We start from the raw sequence: 15840 nt of genomic DNA, 5'->3' as shown, positions 1-15840 counted from the left end.
ATCAGATGAAAAAAAGAATATGCGTGTTAGGTTCAGGAGGTCTTAACGGAGGACTCCAGGTACATTTCGATGAATTGGTGAAGTTTCTTAGAAACGAAGGCCATGAAGTGTTTTCGATTTGTATTCGCGACTCAGACCAAAACCCAGATGGAAAGGTACAGCACTCGGCAAGTGTGGTTGGGAAAAACGGAAAACTGACCGGCCAATTCCTTAAAACACTGAGTTGGTATAGCGCTATAGCTAAGGCGAAAAAATTTCATCCAGATTTACTCATTAGTACCGCTTGCGGGCGCGGATACGCCGCCATGGGAAGGGCTCTCGGAGAACGACCTTACAAAATTTTTCAGGTAGTCACTGATGACTATCAGCCAAAAAGCAAGTTGCTGAAGGAAATGATAGCTGGATACGACGCAGTTGCGGTTCAATCTCAAAAGTTGTCCGAGCCGATCATCTCGAAAATGCAATACGACGGACCGCTCAAACCTCTGCCATGCTTCCATCAAATATACGTGAGCACTCAACTCGCGAACAATTGGCAAAACTCCGGCAACATTCAACTAGCGTATTTCGGCCGGCTCGCTGCAAACAAAGGTCTAGCTGTCCTTTTAGCTGCTTTGTCTGAACTAGGAAGGAAGGATGTATCACTTGACATTTGGGGGCGTGGTCCGGAGGAGAGTGCTCTTCGGAGCGCTATAGGAGAATCTGCTTTTCTCTCGGAGACGGTTGCTATAAAGGGAGTGTACCCTGGTGGGGATGAATATTCGAAGTTGCTTGCAAGTTATCACGGATTGGTCGCCCCCAGCCAACGAACCGAAGGTTTGCCTCTAGTGTTGCTAGAGTCCGCGAGTGTTGGCCTGCCGTTTCTTAGTTGCAACGTTGGCGCAATCGCGGACTGTTTGATTGAGAACGACGATGCACTCGTTGTAGAAACGGGGAGAACTGCGTTGAACGCTGGCTTGATTAGGTTTATCGATCGGATCCAGCGGAAGGTTTTCAACAACCAACGCTTGAAGTCATGGTTTAGTTGCCACCAGTCCCGCTCCGTACATGAAGATACATGGCGTGAAATGCTCAAAAGCCCAGAGGTCTACTTTAATCAATGAATGATTCTGTGCTAATAACTGGCGGCAATGGCTTCCTGGGGAAATATATTGCCCGACATTGCTTGGCGCAAGGCTATCGTGTGTATTGCGTAGCAAGGAGTAACGATCCGGGTAATATTGATTGGGCGAGATTTGTCCACGGGAACCTTGAGGCTTGTTCGCTTGAGGAGGCGTTTGTTGACACCAAGTTCAAGTTTTGTTTTCATTTGGCTGCGTCCAGTCACGTACCTTTGTCTGTTAACTTCCCATACCAAGATTTTTTAGCTGCGTTGCCGGGGACGGCTAACCTGCTTCTGTATCTTGCTAAGCATCAAGCCGACTGTCATTGCATTGTCGCCTCTAGTGCTGCGGTCTATGGCGAACCGACCGAATTGCCAATAACTGAAGAACATCCTCTTTGCCCTATTTCGCCTTACGGAATCCACAAAAAGGTAGTCGAGACTCTCGCCGCCGAATATGCCCGTTTGTACGGCATTCGCGTAAGTGTCATGAGGATTTTCTCTGCCTATGGGACTGGACTTCGCAAACAACTGCTCTGGGATATTGCGATGAAGATCAATGAGGCGAGCAGGTCAGGGCAAGAGAAGATAGGCCTGTTTGGGACCGGAGAGGAGACACGGGACTATGTTCATGCTTCAGATATTGCCAGGGCAGCTCTCAATATCGCACAATGCGATATTGAGAACTCAAGTTCTGTGTTCAATGTAGCCAGCGGTAAGCAGACGACTGTTCGCGACGTTGCCGCTACCATGCTTGCTGCAAGCAACACAAACCTCGGTCTCGAATTTTCAGGTGCGAGCAGAACGGGAGATCCTGCAAAGTGGCAAGCAGACTGCACAAAATTGAAGACAATCGGTTTTACATGCGAGGCTACATTGCGTGATGAAATAGAAAGGTATTTTGACTGGGCGTGTAGTGTCCAGGAACTTGACCGTTAGTGGCGAGTGTCCGATGGAAGCGATAGACTTTCGCTGCTATGCATAAGAGAAGGATGCTGATGAGCTCAAAGACGTCAATAAAAAAACGACTATTGTCAAACATTTCGGCGTCTTCGTTTGGGAAGATCTCAGGCAGCCTGGTGACGGTTGCCCAGGTTCCGATTTTCTTAGCTTATCTAGGGCCGGGAACTTACGCGGTTTGGATCGTTCTTTCATCGATTCCTGCGTGGCTCTCGATGGCGGACGTAGGATTTGGGGCGGTTGCTGCAAATGAAATCTCCCTGAAGTCCGCAACAGGTGATTGGAAGGCGGCAGAGCGAGTCTTTCATTCGGCACTTGTGGGAATCATAAGTGTCTCTGCTGCTGTTATGGCGATCGTAGCTGTTGGGGTTCCATTGGTAAACTGGGGCGGACTCCTTGGCGTGGCGAATATTTCGGAGAATAGACTGAAATTGATACTCATTGTACTTTGCTGTGCTTCAATCGTCGGTCTCCAGGGATCACTTGGCGATGCGTTATTTCGTTCGAAAGGTAGAGCTGACCTTGCAATCTTGTTGCGTTCAACACGCCCACTCGTGACTCTATGCCTGCTGGTAATTGCACTGCACTTTTTTAGGTCTGTTTCCGCAGCCGCCACTGCTCTCTTGCTCGCAAATATCGCATTCGCTTCCGCAGGTCTATTCTTTGGGTTGCGCATTTGCCCAGAATTGAAGCTCGGACTAGCGGGTTGCAATTACAACGATTTCACCCGCTGCTTTCGGAAGGGGCTTGCCTACTGTGTGTTCCCGTTGGGAAATGCATTTTTACTTCAGGGAACTGTCCTTGTTGTGAATTCGGCACTCGGCCCACTTGCGGTGGTTGGGTTTAGTACTTGCCGGACGCTTGTCCGGTCCGCTCAGCAAATCTTTAACCTGCTAGGGCAATCGGTTTGGCCGGAGTACACCACTTTGCTTGGGCTAGGGGAATTCGACAAGGTTAGACGGCTTCTTAGGATCACTCTCTTATTAAACGGCGTCGTCGCAATGATTGCTTCGTTTTCGCTAGTGCTCTTCGGGCCAATGATCTATCAGCAATGGACGGGATCGATGGTCGAACTTGATCAAACCGTGCTGCGTCTGTTCGTTCTTACGATACCAACAAGTGCGATTTGGTTTGGTTATACGACGTTGATTAATGCGTCAAACGAACACGAACGTTTTGCTTTTTGGTATCTCGTGTTATGCCTGGTTACCATTCCGATCTGCTATCAGTTGACGATGACCAATGGTCTTCCCGGAGCGGCTATGTCAGTGATTCTCTTCGATTTCCTGGTTATTCCTTTTGCCGCCTACGAGTGCTATAGAATCCTGGGGGACGCTAGGTGGGCTAAGGTTGAACGCTCCATAACATAGCGCTGTGGCGGTCTCCTTTGTTCCAGTCCAGTATTCGAAGCTACCCCCTGCTGGCTGTTTTTCAGGTCTCAAGAGAAAAACACAGTGCCGATTTCAATGCGTGTTTCCATAGTCAGGTTGACCGCTGTTAATGCGATTCAGGCGATGTAGTCGAACCAGATTCGCTTTGGATTATGTGATGTCAGCGAAGAGTTGCCATCTAGGACAAAATGCGAAGTGCTCTTGTCAGTATGATAGTGCAGCTAATGTTGAGCGATACAGTATTGAAATGCGTACCGGTGTTCCTGCTAACCGGGGTTGTTACAGGTGAGTTGCTACGCACGAGGAAGAACCCCGCTCTCGCGTATCAGCTTCCGTTCCTGATTTCGGCAACGTTTTCTGTAATGGTGTTGCCGACGCTCATAGCCAACCTTGGCAATTCTGATCGGATGGCCAGCGCTGAATTCTTGCGTTTCGCATGGTTTGCTTTGATTTGCATGGTGTCAGCAATCCATTTCTATAAAAGATTCAGGCGATTTCGAAGTAAACCCGATAAGCCGAAGCGAAATATTTCGGGTTCATTGTTGAGTTTGTCGTTGGTGCCATTTTTGCTCGTTGCACTCGCGTCGCTATCGCAGATCAACCCGACCGAATACGGCAGCGTGCTCGGTGGAAGCTTTGCTATCTTTCTGTTTTTCGCGAGGCTTTTGCGGCCAATACAAGTTCTCGCCTGGGGCGGTTTTCTCTTGACTCGCAACAGGAATTGCCTGGCGATATTTATTGTGTGCGTGCTATCGTCATTGCCGTTTATTTTTATTTCCGGTCGGCGAAGTGATACCTTGTTCCTGCCATTGTCAATCCTGGTTCCGCTATGGGCTATCAACGGCAAAACACTTAGTCCCAGGCAAATTGGGCTAGGGGTTCTTTTTGTGCTGTTTGTTTTCTTTTTGTTGCCGTCGATCAGGGCATTTACTCGCAATTTTGAGTTCTCTGAAGTGGCAAGTATTAGCTTTTCAGATGAGTTGCAAGGTGGCATTGCTGGAGAAGGGACAAATGAAGTGATTGAGGTATCGAAAGATATGGCTGCCGTAGAGAAGACAGGCAGCTATTCATATGGCGTTGAGTTTATTAATAAAATAACTTTTCAGTATGTGAGTTCTACTCTGTTCGGTGATGCGGTTAAGGCTGCGTTTCAGTTTCCGCAGCCTGACTTAGATGTGGTTAGGGCGACCGCTTCAGATTCTCATGTTGCGTACTCAAATAGTAAATTCTACCTAACAAGATTCGGTTTTGGAGACGCGTTCTTGGCGTTTGGTTGGTTTGGCGTGTTCTACTTCGTCGCCTTTGGTGTGCTCGTAGCCAAGCTCTATGACACCTGCTTTGCTTCCAACGACGCAAGGTTGCGATTGATTTATTGCGTCCTGACAGTTTTTATTCCGTTTACTATTTATGATTCATTTTCAGCTTGCCCGGTGTTGGCTTTGCCTTGGACATGTCTTGTCTATGTTTGCCTATATTTGTTTCCCAAGCTGGTTGCGCGTAGCAAAATAGTCCGCAACAGAACCGTGGATGCGAGCAAGCTGCATACGCCAGAGGAGATTCTATAATGCCTGTGGTCGATGTGGTTCAACTCACGCCACGACGGTCTTTTGATGTCGCAAAGGTATTTGATAAGGCGTCGCAACTAGGTGTTTTGTGCACAGATATCGCATTTCGCAACCATCTGTTTGGTAGGGTTGCTTTGCCGTCTCGCGTTTCTGCTGATCGCTACGCTGTGGATCTCAAATGTGGTACGCTGCATTGTGATTACGTCGCTGGTTTGAAGTTGAGGTATCACCTGCGATTCAAGCCAGAGCATCGGAAGTACGAAATGCAAATAGCTGCAGCGGCGTCGCTCGCTAAGTGCTATCTCAGGTCCGTTGGTCTTAGTAATCACGTGCCAGACACGGTCTATTGCCTAGATACGGCCGCCAAAGAGGTGTTTGAAAGTTGCTCAGCCAAAACGAAGGTTCTTGAGCAGTGTGTTGCTCCGAGACAAAGTCAGGCGAAAGCACTCTCCGCGTACGGTGAACCGTCCGATTGCGATTTGTGGCGGGATCACTTTCGTAGCCTTGGTGAAAGGGAAAGTAGAGAGTGGGAGCTGGCAGACTTAATTCTTGCTCCCTCGCAATTCGTCTTTGACGAACTAAGGTCCTACGGTGTTCCGACGCACAAAATCAGGGTGCTCCCTTACTGGACTCCTTTCAAACCACTATCCACGCTACCGGTTAGGACAAGTTCAAAAATGAAGGTGCTTTTCGTAGGCAACGATGCACGGCGAAAGGGGCTAGAAGATCTCTTTCGGGTAGCTAAAGTGCTGAGGCGGATTGACAATATTGTATTTCAAGTCGCCGGGTCAGTGTCTGAAGAATTTGATGCGTATTCTTCCCGGTACGGCAATTCGAACGTTGAGTACCTTGGTGTTTTGCCGCACCCCGCTCTGAAAAATAAGTTGATTGAGGCTGGAGCGTTTTTTCTACCAAGTTATCTGGAAGGTTCTTCGGTCGCAACTTATGAGGCGATGTCATTCGGTTTGCCTGTAGTGACTACAAAGCAAACGGGTTCAGTTGTTCAACATTCTTTCAATGGGTTTGAGTTTGAAGCAGGCGATGTTGATGGGTTTGTTGGTGCGATTGGACGTCTGGCATCGGATGATGAGTATCGAAATACTATTGCCTCGAATTCACTTAATTCAATTCGCGATTTCCAGTTTGCAAACTATGAAGCGGCTCTTCGCGATGTGGTTAACGAAAAGAATGTGGAAGCAAACCTATGAGGGGGCGGCAAATTGCTCAGGACCTTGAGTACTTGGTGGGTCGTTATGGCGTTAGGCTTCCATTCGCGTTGCTGTGGTATGCGTCTCGGTTCGTTCGCCAACGATTCTGGCTGTATTACTTCAAGACGATCGGCCGCTACGGCTTCTCCCAGATCGGAAGGGGGGTTAGGATTGACGGTTTACCATCGTTCGTCGTTCCTTGCTGTCCAATCGTTTTGCATGATTTTGTGCGGATCGGAAAACGTTGCGTTTTTCAGGGCGGCAAGACTGCTCCAATACGTCTCGAAGAGAACGTGACGATCAATGATGGTTGTGTTCTAACTGCCTTGTATGGGATCACTGTTGGTGAAGGTACGTCAATTGGAGAATACACTAGTATAAGGGACTACAACCATGCGTTCTCAGATCGTTGCACGCCTATAAAGGAGCAGGGCTACACAGGCAGCAGTATTCTGATCGGCAAAAATGTGTGGATTGGTCGCGGGTGCATGGTCGTTGGTGGTGTTGAAATAGGTGATGGAGCTGTAATCGGAGCAAACTCAGTTGTCACAAAGGACATACCGGAATATTCAGTGGCAGTTGGTTCACCAGCTAGAGTATTGAGGACAAGGTGATCGAGATGAGCTCATGAAACAGCAATTTCACGATTCCAGCCAATCTTTGTTAAAACGCAAACGCTTGAGTGTTAGAAGCACGCTTTCGCTTTTCCTTTTCTATGCGTTCGCGAACTTTCTTCCCGACCCACCACTTCCGTTAGGAAGTCTAAGTATGTGGGTTCGGAAAACATTGGCGAGGCAGTTTTTTAAGGGCATGGGTACGGATGTTAAAGTTCATAAGTTGGTGCATTTAGGAGCCGGTCAAGATATTGAGATTGGCGACTATTCGTCAATTAATATTCACTGCCGAATCGCGTGTGATACGAAAATTGGTGATGATGTAATGTTGGGGCCAGAGGTTACAGTCCTCTCGTCAAGCCACGAGTTTCGCCGTTCGGATATCTCGATGCGAGAGCAAGGCGAAACTGTGCGACGACCTGTTGTTATCGGAAATGATGTTTGGATTGGAACACGCGCCGTTATCCTGCCGGGTGTTACTATCGGTGACCATGCAATTGTTGGTGCTGGGGCAATCGTTACTAAAGACGTTGAAGCGTGGTCTATTGTTGGTGGTAACCCCGCAAAGCTGATCCGCTTTCGAGATCATGCATAACCCTGGTTTGTGTTGCTGAAGTTACAGCCGCTTATTTTTCAGGCAGTTTAGGTAACTGCACTTTAGGTGATTGCTTGTAACGTGGTGTTGTCTCATGCGGCCAAGGCCAGCAACTGATCGAGTCGCTGCCTGATTTTCGATGGGTCGGCGCCGGGTTCCAGATCGCTCAAAAATGATTTGTGCAGCATTTTGCGGGCGATTCGACGCCGACGGTCTTGATGGGACGGGCGACGATCGGGCTTGTCCCATGGTCGGTCGCTGCGGTCGACCAATTCGTCCGAAGACTCGTCCCAGCATTCCAGTTCGACCATCGCGTACAGCCATCCGCACAAGTGCCAGCATCCGATGCTCGACCAGGCATTGCGAACCTGTTGTTCACCGGCACCCCAGATCTCTTTGACGTCGTGGAAGTGTTCTTCGATAGTCCACCGGTCCGATACGATCTTCAGGATCGTTGCCACTTCCATCGACGTGTCAGTGCTGATGTACGCCGCCCAGTTTCCGCTGGCAGGCTCAAGCAACACCACACGGATCGGGCAGCCGGTGATGTGACTGGTCGCCAAGAACGTCTTGTATCGGCCTGCGACCATCACGCCGCGACACGCGTAGGTGATCGTCTTCCATCCTTGTCGATTCCTAGCACGATTGCTCAGACGAATTCGGTTCTTCCCATACTTGCGAGGACGCCCACGCTGACCCGCTTTGTTCACCGGAAGGTCAAACAGCTTGGCATCACGACGAAGCCTCGTTACCACGGTTGCACCCTCATCCAAGAGCGGACGCACCAGCGTCTTGGCTGCGTACGCACCATCGAAAACAACTACAAAGGCGGCTTTGCTGCCGAGGGCGCGGAGATGCCGGATCACTTGCCGGCAAAGGTCCAACGCGAGTTGGTGTTTGGTGCGAAGTTCCCAAACATAGCGATCCACCAAGGCATCGATGTCCACTTTCCGGACGTACAAACGCGAAAGCAACGGCAAGGCAATCACTCCGAAGAGCGGATGCGAAGGTACGATCGCCAAACAGACCCAGTTGTGACCGTAAAGCCAGTCGCCATCACCCGGTCCAGGTGTCGGATTGTGGTGAATGTTGGCCGCTTCAACTTGTGGGCCGAACCGCTTGGTCGGGGAGTCATCAATCGCCACCGTCCAGTAGCCTCCCTCGGCAGGATCGAACTTCCTGAGGATGAACATCAAGATCGGCAGTATCAACGAAGCGGCGTCTTTGCCGACCGACCGCAACAGCAAGTAAAACCGATCCCAGTCGTCCTTCACACTGGCTCGGCGAAACCAGCTTGCCGCGGTGCGGCCACCACCGGCGAGCATTGCACCGGCGACGACGATCGGCAATCGAAAACCGATCCGAGCATCCAGCATTCCACTCATGGCGGTAGCCAATGTGGCGATGCCTCCGGTCAGCGGCACGGCCGCCTCGGTGGTCCGTCTGCGATCGGCATTGGGTCTGCCCAGTCGGCTTCGCTTGTCGTGCTGGGACGGTTTGGACTTCGAACCAGATTGAGCTTGTGGCGGTCTGCCGCTGTGCTTACGCTTCGCCATCCTTGGCCCCGTGGTACTTGGGAGTGTATGAGAACCTCCATTTTCCACGCGGGCCATTTTCGTGGCTACATCAATTTCCTGGTCACATCCGATCGCCTAAAGTGCAATTAGGTAAAGAATGCAATTTCTGTTTATTGTTGAGGGAATCGCTGTCAAGTCGGGTGGTCCTCCGCGCGTGGCGGCAGCTATCGCGAATCAGCTGGTCAAACGTGGGCATCAGGTCACGATTGCGTCGGTGCCAATTGAGTCCGAAGCTGTTGCATTATCACGTGACATAAAACTTGAACATGTTGCTGGTGATGCTGGCGTTCGCTCCGCGGTTGGGGCGAGTCGCCGAATACATCAGTTGGCCGAGAAGGTTGATGCGATCATCGTTAGTGGGATTTGGGGGGCAATCGACGGATTGGCTTTAAGGCTGTCTGGTGTCGACTCGGGCAAACTGCATATTCGATCTTGCGGCATGCTTGAAAATTATATCTTATCCAAGTCACCGTGGAAAAAACGGCTCGCAAAAGTTGGTTACGTCAATCGAAACCTGAATCGCGCAGCGTCCATTTTGGCGAACACGTCCATTGAGCAGGGATACATCCAAGCGATGTATCCTACAGCCAATGTCAAGGTAGTACCTAACGGAGTCGTTTTGCCGAATGTTGAGCAGTTTGATCAGGACTTAGCCTACCGAAATCTAGGTGTCAAGGTTCCCAGTGATGCTCGGGTACTCCTGTATCTAGGACGAATTGACCCCAAGAAGGGACTCGACCGCTTCCTTCCGCAATTTTTCAAACTTAGCAAGCGTCAGCCCCGCTGGCACCTAGTTGTAGCTGGTTCTTATGGCGATGATGCATATCGAGAGCGTATCGAAACGCTGCTACGCGGGAATGAGGGGAACGTTCACTTTCTAGGTGAAGTCAGCGGATCTCGCAAAAATGCGTGCTTCCAAATTGCTGATGGGTTCGTTCTTCCGAGTCACAGCGAGGGGTTCCCTAACGCAGTTGTCGAAGCCTTGTCTTGGCAGGTGCCTGCAATTGTCACTCCAGGCTGTAATTTTCCCGAAGTTGCCGAGACGGGCGCGGGGCTCCAGACCACTCTGGATCCCGATGAACTGTACCAGACACTCGAAGAGTTCTGCTTGCGTACCGATCTGGTAGAGGCAGGGAAGCAAGCTAGACGCTTGGTTGAAGAACGCTTCACGCTGGAGCGAGTTGTTAACCAATATGAGGAACTTGGGGCCGGCTAAATGCCTTCAGCGTATCCCAATAAATTGGGTTCAATCTGGGACAAGCGATTTGACCTTCCTTAGTAGGATTTGACCGTCCATCTGTTCAACGCTGTTTAATACGCAATCGCAATTGCCAAGCTTGTCTCGGCTTGGATATCCGAGAGTCGATGTAGCCATGAAGGTGCATGATGCATGGTGATAAGTCTGTGAGAAAAATGCTCGTAACCGGTTCGCAGGGTTTATTGGGTCTTGCGTCGCCCAGCAACTATTGGACCAGGGGGTCGAGGTCGTCGGGATTGACAATCTTAATGACTACTACGACGTGGCCTTGAAGTTTCATCGCTGGGAATCATTGAGGCGGTCTAAGCATTTTCAGTTTCGGTGCGTCGATATCGGAGATCGCAATGCAGTTTCCGCTGTGTTCCTAGACGACAAGTTCGATGTCGTCTTGAATCTTGCAGCACGAGCTGGAGTCCGCTTCAGCATGGCCAACCAGCATGTCTATATGCAGACAAATTCAACGGGTAGCTTACATCTGCTTGAGAAAGGGCGCCTTCAAGGTGTCAAGAAGTTTGTCCTGGCATCCACTTCATCGCTTTACGCAGGTCAGGCGATGCCGTTCTTGGAATCGCTTCCTGTAAATGCTCCTATTTCGCCATATGCGGCTACGAAAAAAGCTGCTGAATCGATGGCGTATGCTTACCGCCATCTTTATGGGGTCGATGTTTCGGTGGTGAGATATTTCACGGTGTACGGACCTGCCGGACGGCCTGATATGAGTTGCTTTCGATTTATCCACGCTATTGAGATGGGTACGCCAATCTCCGTCTATGGAGATGGTGAACACTCGCGTGACTTCACCTTCGTTGACGATATTGCCAGGGGGCTATTCTGGCGACTAAACAAGTGGGCTATGAAATTATCAACTTGGGTGGAGGGAATACGCCCATCTCAATCAACCATGTGATCAAGAGTCTTGAGGAGATGCTTGGGAAAACTGCGGTCGTGAATTATCAAGACGCGCATGTGGCGGATATGAAGTCGACTTGGGCCGACATAGCGAAAGCGAAAGCCTTGCTAGACTGGGAGCCGAAAGTTGGTTTAGAAGATGGCCTGCGGAAATGCGTGGATTGGTACAAGAGCAACTGCGAGTGGTGGCAAAAATTACCCGGTATATGTGAAACAGCCTGGTTCGCCACCTTGTGAACTGTCCTACTTGGAGCGTATTAGGAGAATAACTTGAGTCAGTCTGAACTCCTCGATGCTAGTTCTACGAGACCGTTGGAAGGTGGCCCCAGCTACTCTCTGTCCAATCGTTTGTTTCGCGTGTTGTGGACGGTTGCATGGAAACTGCTCGCTTCTTGGACGCCGCCGCCGCTTCGGTACTACCGAGTCGCGATCGTTCGTTTGTTTGGTGGGGATATTGCCTGGGATGCGAACATCTACGGGAACGCTCGTATTTGGTTGCCCAGCAACTTAAGGATGGAGTCTCGAAGTTGTTTGGGGCCAAGATCCAATTGCTATTGCATGGGCAAGATCACGCTGCGTGAAGGTGCCATCGTTTCGCAAGACGCTTCTTTGTGTGCCGCCAGCCATGACGTGGGCGATCAACATTTCCAATTGACGGTGGCACCCATTGAAATTGGCCGTGGTGCCTGGGTGGCGGCGGAAGCGTTCATCGGTCCCGGAGTGACTGTCGCGAATGGCGCTGTCGTTGGCGCACGAGCGTGCTTGTTCAAGGACGCGGATGCCAACGGCATTTATGTTGGCAATCCAGCGAGAGAGATCCGCAAACGTCGACTTCAAAAAGCTGGCAGGTCAACGTCATGATATCGGTAATTATCTTGACAAAAGACGAAGAAAGGGATCTTCCGGCGTGTCTCGCTGCGTTGGATTGGTGCGATGACGTCCATGTTCTAGACTCTGGCAGTTCAGACAGGACCATTGCCATTGCTGAGGAATCCGGTGCCCAGGTGAGCTATCATCCGTTCGCATCTTTTGGGAAGCAACGCAACCACGCACTCGATGAACTTGCACTCAAGCATGATTGGATTCTGTTTCTTGATGCCGATGAAGTTGCAACGAAAGAGTTTTCTTTAAGCATTCTGGATGCCGTTGAATCAGCCGGGACTGAGACGGCTGGGTTTTATTGCTGTTGGAAGATGATGCTGGAGTCACGGTGGCTAAAACGCTGTGACAGTTTCCCAAAATGGCAGTTTCGGCTGCTGCGGAAAGGTATGGCTAGGTTCACAGATTTCGGGCATGGGCAGAAAGAGTGCGATCTTCGGGGCGAAGTTGGGTATATAAGGGAACCCTACTTGCACTTTGGCTTCTCGAAAGGGTGGTCGAATTGGATATCGCGTCACAACCGCTATTCCACCGATGAGGCTATGGCTCGTTTTTCCAGTGAAAAATCCCTTAGTGCGATGTTTGACAGGGCTCCATCTGTTCGCAATCCAGCGATCAAGCTTGCTTTAACTGGAGTTCCCGGTTGGCCACTGATTCGTTTCTTGCACGCTTATATTATTAAGTTGGGCTTTCTAGAGGGAGCACCAGGCTTCATTTATTGCGTTAATATTGCGTACTACGAGTTCTTGATCAAAATTAAAATGCGAGAAATGCAAGTGCATCAAGACGCAGAGAAAGCGTCATGAATGACGTTCTGCAGGCGCTGCGGTACGAGTCACATGGATTTTCGGATCCATGACTATCCGATTTTCGATGGCACCTTGGGGACCATTCGATCCGAGATCGATCACCGGGACTTTCGTCCGCTGCACCACTACATTGCCAAACACAACGAGTATTCCTCTTGGGAAGCGGCGCGGTTCCTAGCTAGGCACTGTCTCGTAAGCATAGTTTGATTAGCTTTCGCATCGCTGCGAGTTGCACGAACGTCAGGTAGGAAGACGTCAGCTTATCGTATCGGGTTGCCACTCGTCGCGATTCCTTGAGCCATCCAATTGCACGCTCGACGATATTGCGTCTGCGGTGCTGCTCTTTGTCAAAATTCGGGTTTGGATGCTCATTGCTTTTGGTGGGTGTGATGGGTTGGATTCCGAGCTTGGTGATCGCTTCGCGGATCGCGTGAGAACTGTAGCCCTTGTCACCTGAGATTCCTTGAGGCCTTTTGTCGGTGCGATGAATCGACAAGACGCTATTTGCCATCAAGCATTCAAACTCTGTCGAATCATGGCGCTGACCTGGTGTCGCCGTGCAGGCCAGAACGATTCCGTTGGCATCGGTCAACAGGTGGAGCTTCGTTGAATATCCACCGCGAGACCGTCCGAGTGCATTCAATTCGTCGTTTTCATCGCTCTGCGGCAACATTCCGGAGGCCGCTCGATGAGCTCGAACCACGCTGCCATCAGCACACCACAGAGAGCGATCTATTTGATCGAGTGCATCAGCCCGCTTGATCAGTCGTTCATACATACGATCCCAGACGTTCTCGTAGATCCAGCGACGAAAGCGGTTGTAAACAATCTGCCAGCACCCGAACTCAGCCGGAAGATCTCGCCAAGGGCTGCCTGTATGAAGCACCCAGAGGATTCCGTTGATGACACGACGATGGTCGGCCCAGGGCCTTCCACGCGATCGACTCGGCAAACAATTTTGGATTGCGTTCCACTCCTCATCCGTGAGATCATGGCGTGACATTTGGCTTCCTCCGTGGGTATCTGTGGTAAGACACCTAGGAGGTTGCCAAATGTGTTTTTCTGTTCAAAGATCAATTGCGAGGCAGTGCCTAGGCCGGAGGAAGATCGAGCGTCGATGACGTGGAAGCAAAAGCTGAAGTACCGAATCGTAACGTCACCGCTCGCCGGGCCAGTTATTTCGTCGGCGCCTGTCTCTTTATACGTGGCTTCCTGGATGGATCACGCGGGTTCGTGTTCGCTTTGTTGAAGATGTCCTACTTTACGCAGGTCTACTGCAAAATCCGGGAAGCACGATAGCAAGTTGTCGAGCCTTCTAGTCACCCCTAGTACAATAATTGGAGGCGTCTTTGAAGCTTGAATCGCGACAGTTGGCCTTTGAGTACTAGGATATGAACGCAGGTTTTTATCCCGGTGTTCTGTCTATATGGCAACTTGATGGTTGTGGAAGTGCAATTCGACTAGCATCTTGGCAATTGCTCTTACCGCTTTATCCCCTCGACGGGGTTGGTTCCGGCTTGTTTTTTTAAAGTGAATAATGAAGTTTCATCGACTTGAAGCAGCCCGTGGTTTTGCTGCCGTTTACGTCTGCGTTGGGCATTGGGTGCTTGCGAACCCATCACTGGGGAAGGTGGCTCACGCTTTTAAGTTGGGGCAGGAGGCGGTTATGGTGTTTTTCGTGCTGTCCGGTTTTGTCATTTTTTGGGCCACTTCCAAGCCCAATATGCCAATCGAGAAGTTTCGGACGTACTTCGCGAAACGTTTCACGCGTATCTACTCGGTATGGGCATTGGCGGTGGTTGCAATGTTCACAATGGCATCGATTGCCGCTGGGCGTTTGGTTTTCGAAACACCTAGGCGTCTTTTGGGCAATGCTTTTATGTTGCAAGATTTTGTGAGTGCGAAGCCCGCTACGATCTGTGGTCCTTTGTATGGCAATAGTCCGCTATGGTCACTGCATTACGAGTGGTGGTTCTACATGTTGTTTCCGTTGGTCTTCTTGGTAAAAGACTGGCGTGTGCGTTCGCACGTTGTCGGATCTATCTGTGTTCTTGGAGGGATAACTTATGCGTTGCAGCCCAATCCACTTAGCCGAATATTTCTCTACTTCGGGATTTGGTGGATTGGAGCGCATGCCGCGGCGGTTATGCGAAATTTGGGGCAGGTGCGGGTGAAGGAGATTGTTACGCCTTTGTGCTACGTTGCTCTTGCATCAGTTCCAATGATCGTCCTTTGTGTAGCTGCATTTCGGCGAGGTGATTCGTTGTTCTTGGGGATTCATCCGGTGCTTGAGACACGGCACTTAATCGGTGCAATTGTTCTGGTCCTTTTGGCTTTTGCATGGCGGCAAAGCAATTGGTTTGGTTTTGGTTGGACGATTAGTGCATTTTCGGCGGTCGCGCCGATTTCATTCTCGCTTTATGTTTTGCACTACAACAGCATCGTACACGCAACGTACTTGAGCTTTCTGGGGTCGCCAGTGTTAGAACTCTTGGCTTATGTGACCATCACAGTTGCTTTTTGCGTGTTTGCGGAAATCGTTGTGTATCCCCGTGTTCGCAGGTGGTTAGCTGGGAAGACGGTTCCAGTGAAGAGTTCCTCATAACCTTTTGAATTTCTGATGACTGTAGGCACTGGATTCTATAACGCTGCAGTGTTTTCTTCGTCGACTTGCTTCGTGGCTTTGGGCTTATGTTTCAAGCTTGCGGCTGTTGAAAGTTGCTTGCGCTGGTCGGGTAGTCTTTTTATGCGACTGCTGGCGATTCCGGGGACTGGTATGGTTCGCCGCGGCAGCGAACTAGCTTGGGATCAGTGTTTGATTGGCGAGGATAAGTGCTTTTTTGAAGTGGCGCTGTAGCGACGCCTATGGATGCCGGGTGAACGAGAGGCGAGTCGTCAGTCGTCAGTCGTCAGTCGTCAGTCGTCAGTCGTCAGTCGTCAGTCGTCAGTCGTCAGTCGTCAGTCGTCAGTCGT

General features: G+C 50.4%; 15 protein-coding genes and 1 pseudogene. 14 read left to right on the top strand and 2 right to left on the bottom strand.

Annotated features, from left to right (window positions below; translation table 11 throughout):
- Positions 1-5 precede the first annotated feature (5 nt).
- The 7 genes and pseudogenes from LOC70_RS09760 to LOC70_RS24255 all read left to right on the top strand — a co-directional run.
- A complete protein-coding gene (locus tag LOC70_RS09760) occupies positions 6-1103 on the top strand; it encodes a glycosyltransferase family 4 protein (protein ID WP_230253418.1) in 1098 nt (365 codons plus the stop codon).
- Complete coding sequence (locus LOC70_RS09755; protein ID WP_230253417.1) at positions 1100-2041, top strand: NAD-dependent epimerase/dehydratase family protein; 942 nt, start codon at positions 1100-1102, stop codon at positions 2039-2041. The genes LOC70_RS09760 and LOC70_RS09755 overlap by 4 nt, the downstream gene beginning before the upstream one ends.
- Positions 2042-2100: 59 nt before the next feature.
- Positions 2101-3432: a lipopolysaccharide biosynthesis protein gene (locus tag LOC70_RS09750; protein ID WP_230253416.1), complete on the top strand. Its 1332-nt coding sequence runs from the start codon at positions 2101-2103 to the stop codon at positions 3430-3432.
- Between the two features lie 245 nt (positions 3433-3677).
- Entirely contained in the window at positions 3678-5018 is a 1341-nt protein-coding gene (locus LOC70_RS09745; protein ID WP_230253415.1) for a hypothetical protein, read from the top strand.
- Complete coding sequence (locus LOC70_RS09740) at positions 5018-6226, top strand: glycosyltransferase family 4 protein (RefSeq protein WP_230253414.1); 1209 nt, start codon at positions 5018-5020, stop codon at positions 6224-6226. Before LOC70_RS09745 ends, LOC70_RS09740 begins: the two co-directional genes overlap by 1 nt.
- Complete coding sequence (locus tag LOC70_RS24470; RefSeq protein WP_315857234.1) at positions 6223-6840, top strand: acyltransferase; 618 nt, start codon at positions 6223-6225, stop codon at positions 6838-6840. Before LOC70_RS09740 ends, LOC70_RS24470 begins: the two co-directional genes overlap by 4 nt.
- Positions 6841-7264: 424 nt before the next feature.
- A pseudogene (locus tag LOC70_RS24255) lies at positions 7265-7435 on the top strand (DapH/DapD/GlmU-related protein); the annotation flags it as partial.
- 92 nt (positions 7436-7527) lie between these two features.
- Here LOC70_RS24255 and LOC70_RS09725 read toward each other — a convergent pair.
- Complete coding sequence (locus LOC70_RS09725) at positions 7528-8820, bottom strand: IS701 family transposase (RefSeq protein ID WP_230253412.1); 1293 nt, start codon at positions 8818-8820, stop codon at positions 7528-7530.
- Between LOC70_RS09725 and LOC70_RS24250 the strand changes: the two genes are divergently transcribed.
- The 6 genes from LOC70_RS24250 (at position 8819) to LOC70_RS09705 (ending at position 12864) form a co-directional block, all read left to right on the top strand.
- A complete protein-coding gene (locus tag LOC70_RS24250) occupies positions 8819-8953 on the top strand; it encodes a hypothetical protein (RefSeq protein WP_255715860.1) in 135 nt (44 codons plus the stop codon). The genes LOC70_RS09725 and LOC70_RS24250 overlap by 2 nt on opposite strands.
- Positions 8954-9109: 156 nt before the next feature.
- On the top strand, positions 9110-10228 hold the full coding sequence (locus LOC70_RS09720) for a glycosyltransferase (RefSeq protein ID WP_230253411.1): 1119 nt from the start codon (positions 9110-9112) through the stop codon (positions 10226-10228).
- Positions 10229-10478: 250 nt separating this feature from the next.
- Positions 10479-11177, top strand: coding sequence for an NAD-dependent epimerase/dehydratase family protein (locus tag LOC70_RS09715; protein ID WP_315857233.1), 699 nt, complete (start codon positions 10479-10481; stop codon positions 11175-11177).
- Complete coding sequence (locus tag LOC70_RS24465; protein ID WP_315857232.1) at positions 11174-11416, top strand: hypothetical protein; 243 nt, start codon at positions 11174-11176, stop codon at positions 11414-11416. Before LOC70_RS09715 ends, LOC70_RS24465 begins: the two co-directional genes overlap by 4 nt.
- A gap of 120 nt (positions 11417-11536) precedes the next feature.
- Entirely contained in the window at positions 11537-12040 is a 504-nt protein-coding gene (locus LOC70_RS09710; protein WP_230253410.1) for a putative colanic acid biosynthesis acetyltransferase, read from the top strand.
- A 14-nt stretch (positions 12041-12054) separates the two neighbouring features.
- Positions 12055-12864, top strand: a complete 810-nt coding sequence (locus tag LOC70_RS09705) for a glycosyltransferase family 2 protein (RefSeq protein ID WP_230253409.1) — start codon at positions 12055-12057, stop codon at positions 12862-12864.
- 181 nt (positions 12865-13045) lie between these two features.
- Here LOC70_RS09705 and LOC70_RS09700 read toward each other — a convergent pair whose 3' ends face one another.
- Positions 13046-13870, bottom strand: a complete 825-nt coding sequence (locus tag LOC70_RS09700; RefSeq protein WP_230253408.1) for an IS5 family transposase — start codon at positions 13868-13870, stop codon at positions 13046-13048.
- A 534-nt stretch (positions 13871-14404) separates the two neighbouring features.
- Between LOC70_RS09700 and LOC70_RS09695 the strand changes: the two genes are divergently transcribed.
- A complete protein-coding gene (locus LOC70_RS09695; RefSeq protein WP_230253407.1) occupies positions 14405-15472 on the top strand; it encodes an acyltransferase family protein in 1068 nt (355 codons plus the stop codon).
- Positions 15473-15840 lie beyond the last annotated feature (368 nt).

Origin of the sequence: Rhodopirellula halodulae (assembly GCF_020966775.1) — a bacterium.
Classification (GTDB): Bacteria; Planctomycetota; Planctomycetia; order Pirellulales; family Pirellulaceae; genus Rhodopirellula; species Rhodopirellula halodulae.
The sequence above is the reverse complement of the archived record's forward strand: the minus strand, read 5'-3'. Positions and strand labels throughout refer to the sequence as shown.

Coding starts and splice junctions, on each gene's coding strand:
- LOC70_RS09755 (WP_230253417.1), top strand. CDS start 1,100: ATGAATGATTCTGTGCTAATAACTGGCGGCAATGGCTTCCTGGGGAAA.
- LOC70_RS09700 (WP_230253408.1), bottom strand. CDS start 13,870: ATGTCACGCCATGATCTCACGGATGAGGAGTGGAACGCAATCCAAAAT.
- LOC70_RS24250 (WP_255715860.1), top strand. CDS start 8,819: ATGGCGGTAGCCAATGTGGCGATGCCTCCGGTCAGCGGCACGGCCGCC.
- LOC70_RS09760 (WP_230253418.1), top strand. CDS start 6: ATGAAAAAAAGAATATGCGTGTTAGGTTCAGGAGGTCTTAACGGAGGA.
- LOC70_RS24470 (WP_315857234.1), top strand. CDS start 6,223: ATGAGGGGGCGGCAAATTGCTCAGGACCTTGAGTACTTGGTGGGTCGT.
- LOC70_RS09745 (WP_230253415.1), top strand. CDS start 3,678: ATGTTGAGCGATACAGTATTGAAATGCGTACCGGTGTTCCTGCTAACC.
- LOC70_RS09720 (WP_230253411.1), top strand. CDS start 9,110: ATGCAATTTCTGTTTATTGTTGAGGGAATCGCTGTCAAGTCGGGTGGT.
- LOC70_RS09725 (WP_230253412.1), bottom strand. CDS start 8,820: ATGAGTGGAATGCTGGATGCTCGGATCGGTTTTCGATTGCCGATCGTC.
- LOC70_RS09695 (WP_230253407.1), top strand. CDS start 14,405: ATGAAGTTTCATCGACTTGAAGCAGCCCGTGGTTTTGCTGCCGTTTAC.
- LOC70_RS09740 (WP_230253414.1), top strand. CDS start 5,018: ATGCCTGTGGTCGATGTGGTTCAACTCACGCCACGACGGTCTTTTGAT.
- LOC70_RS09750 (WP_230253416.1), top strand. CDS start 2,101: ATGAGCTCAAAGACGTCAATAAAAAAACGACTATTGTCAAACATTTCG.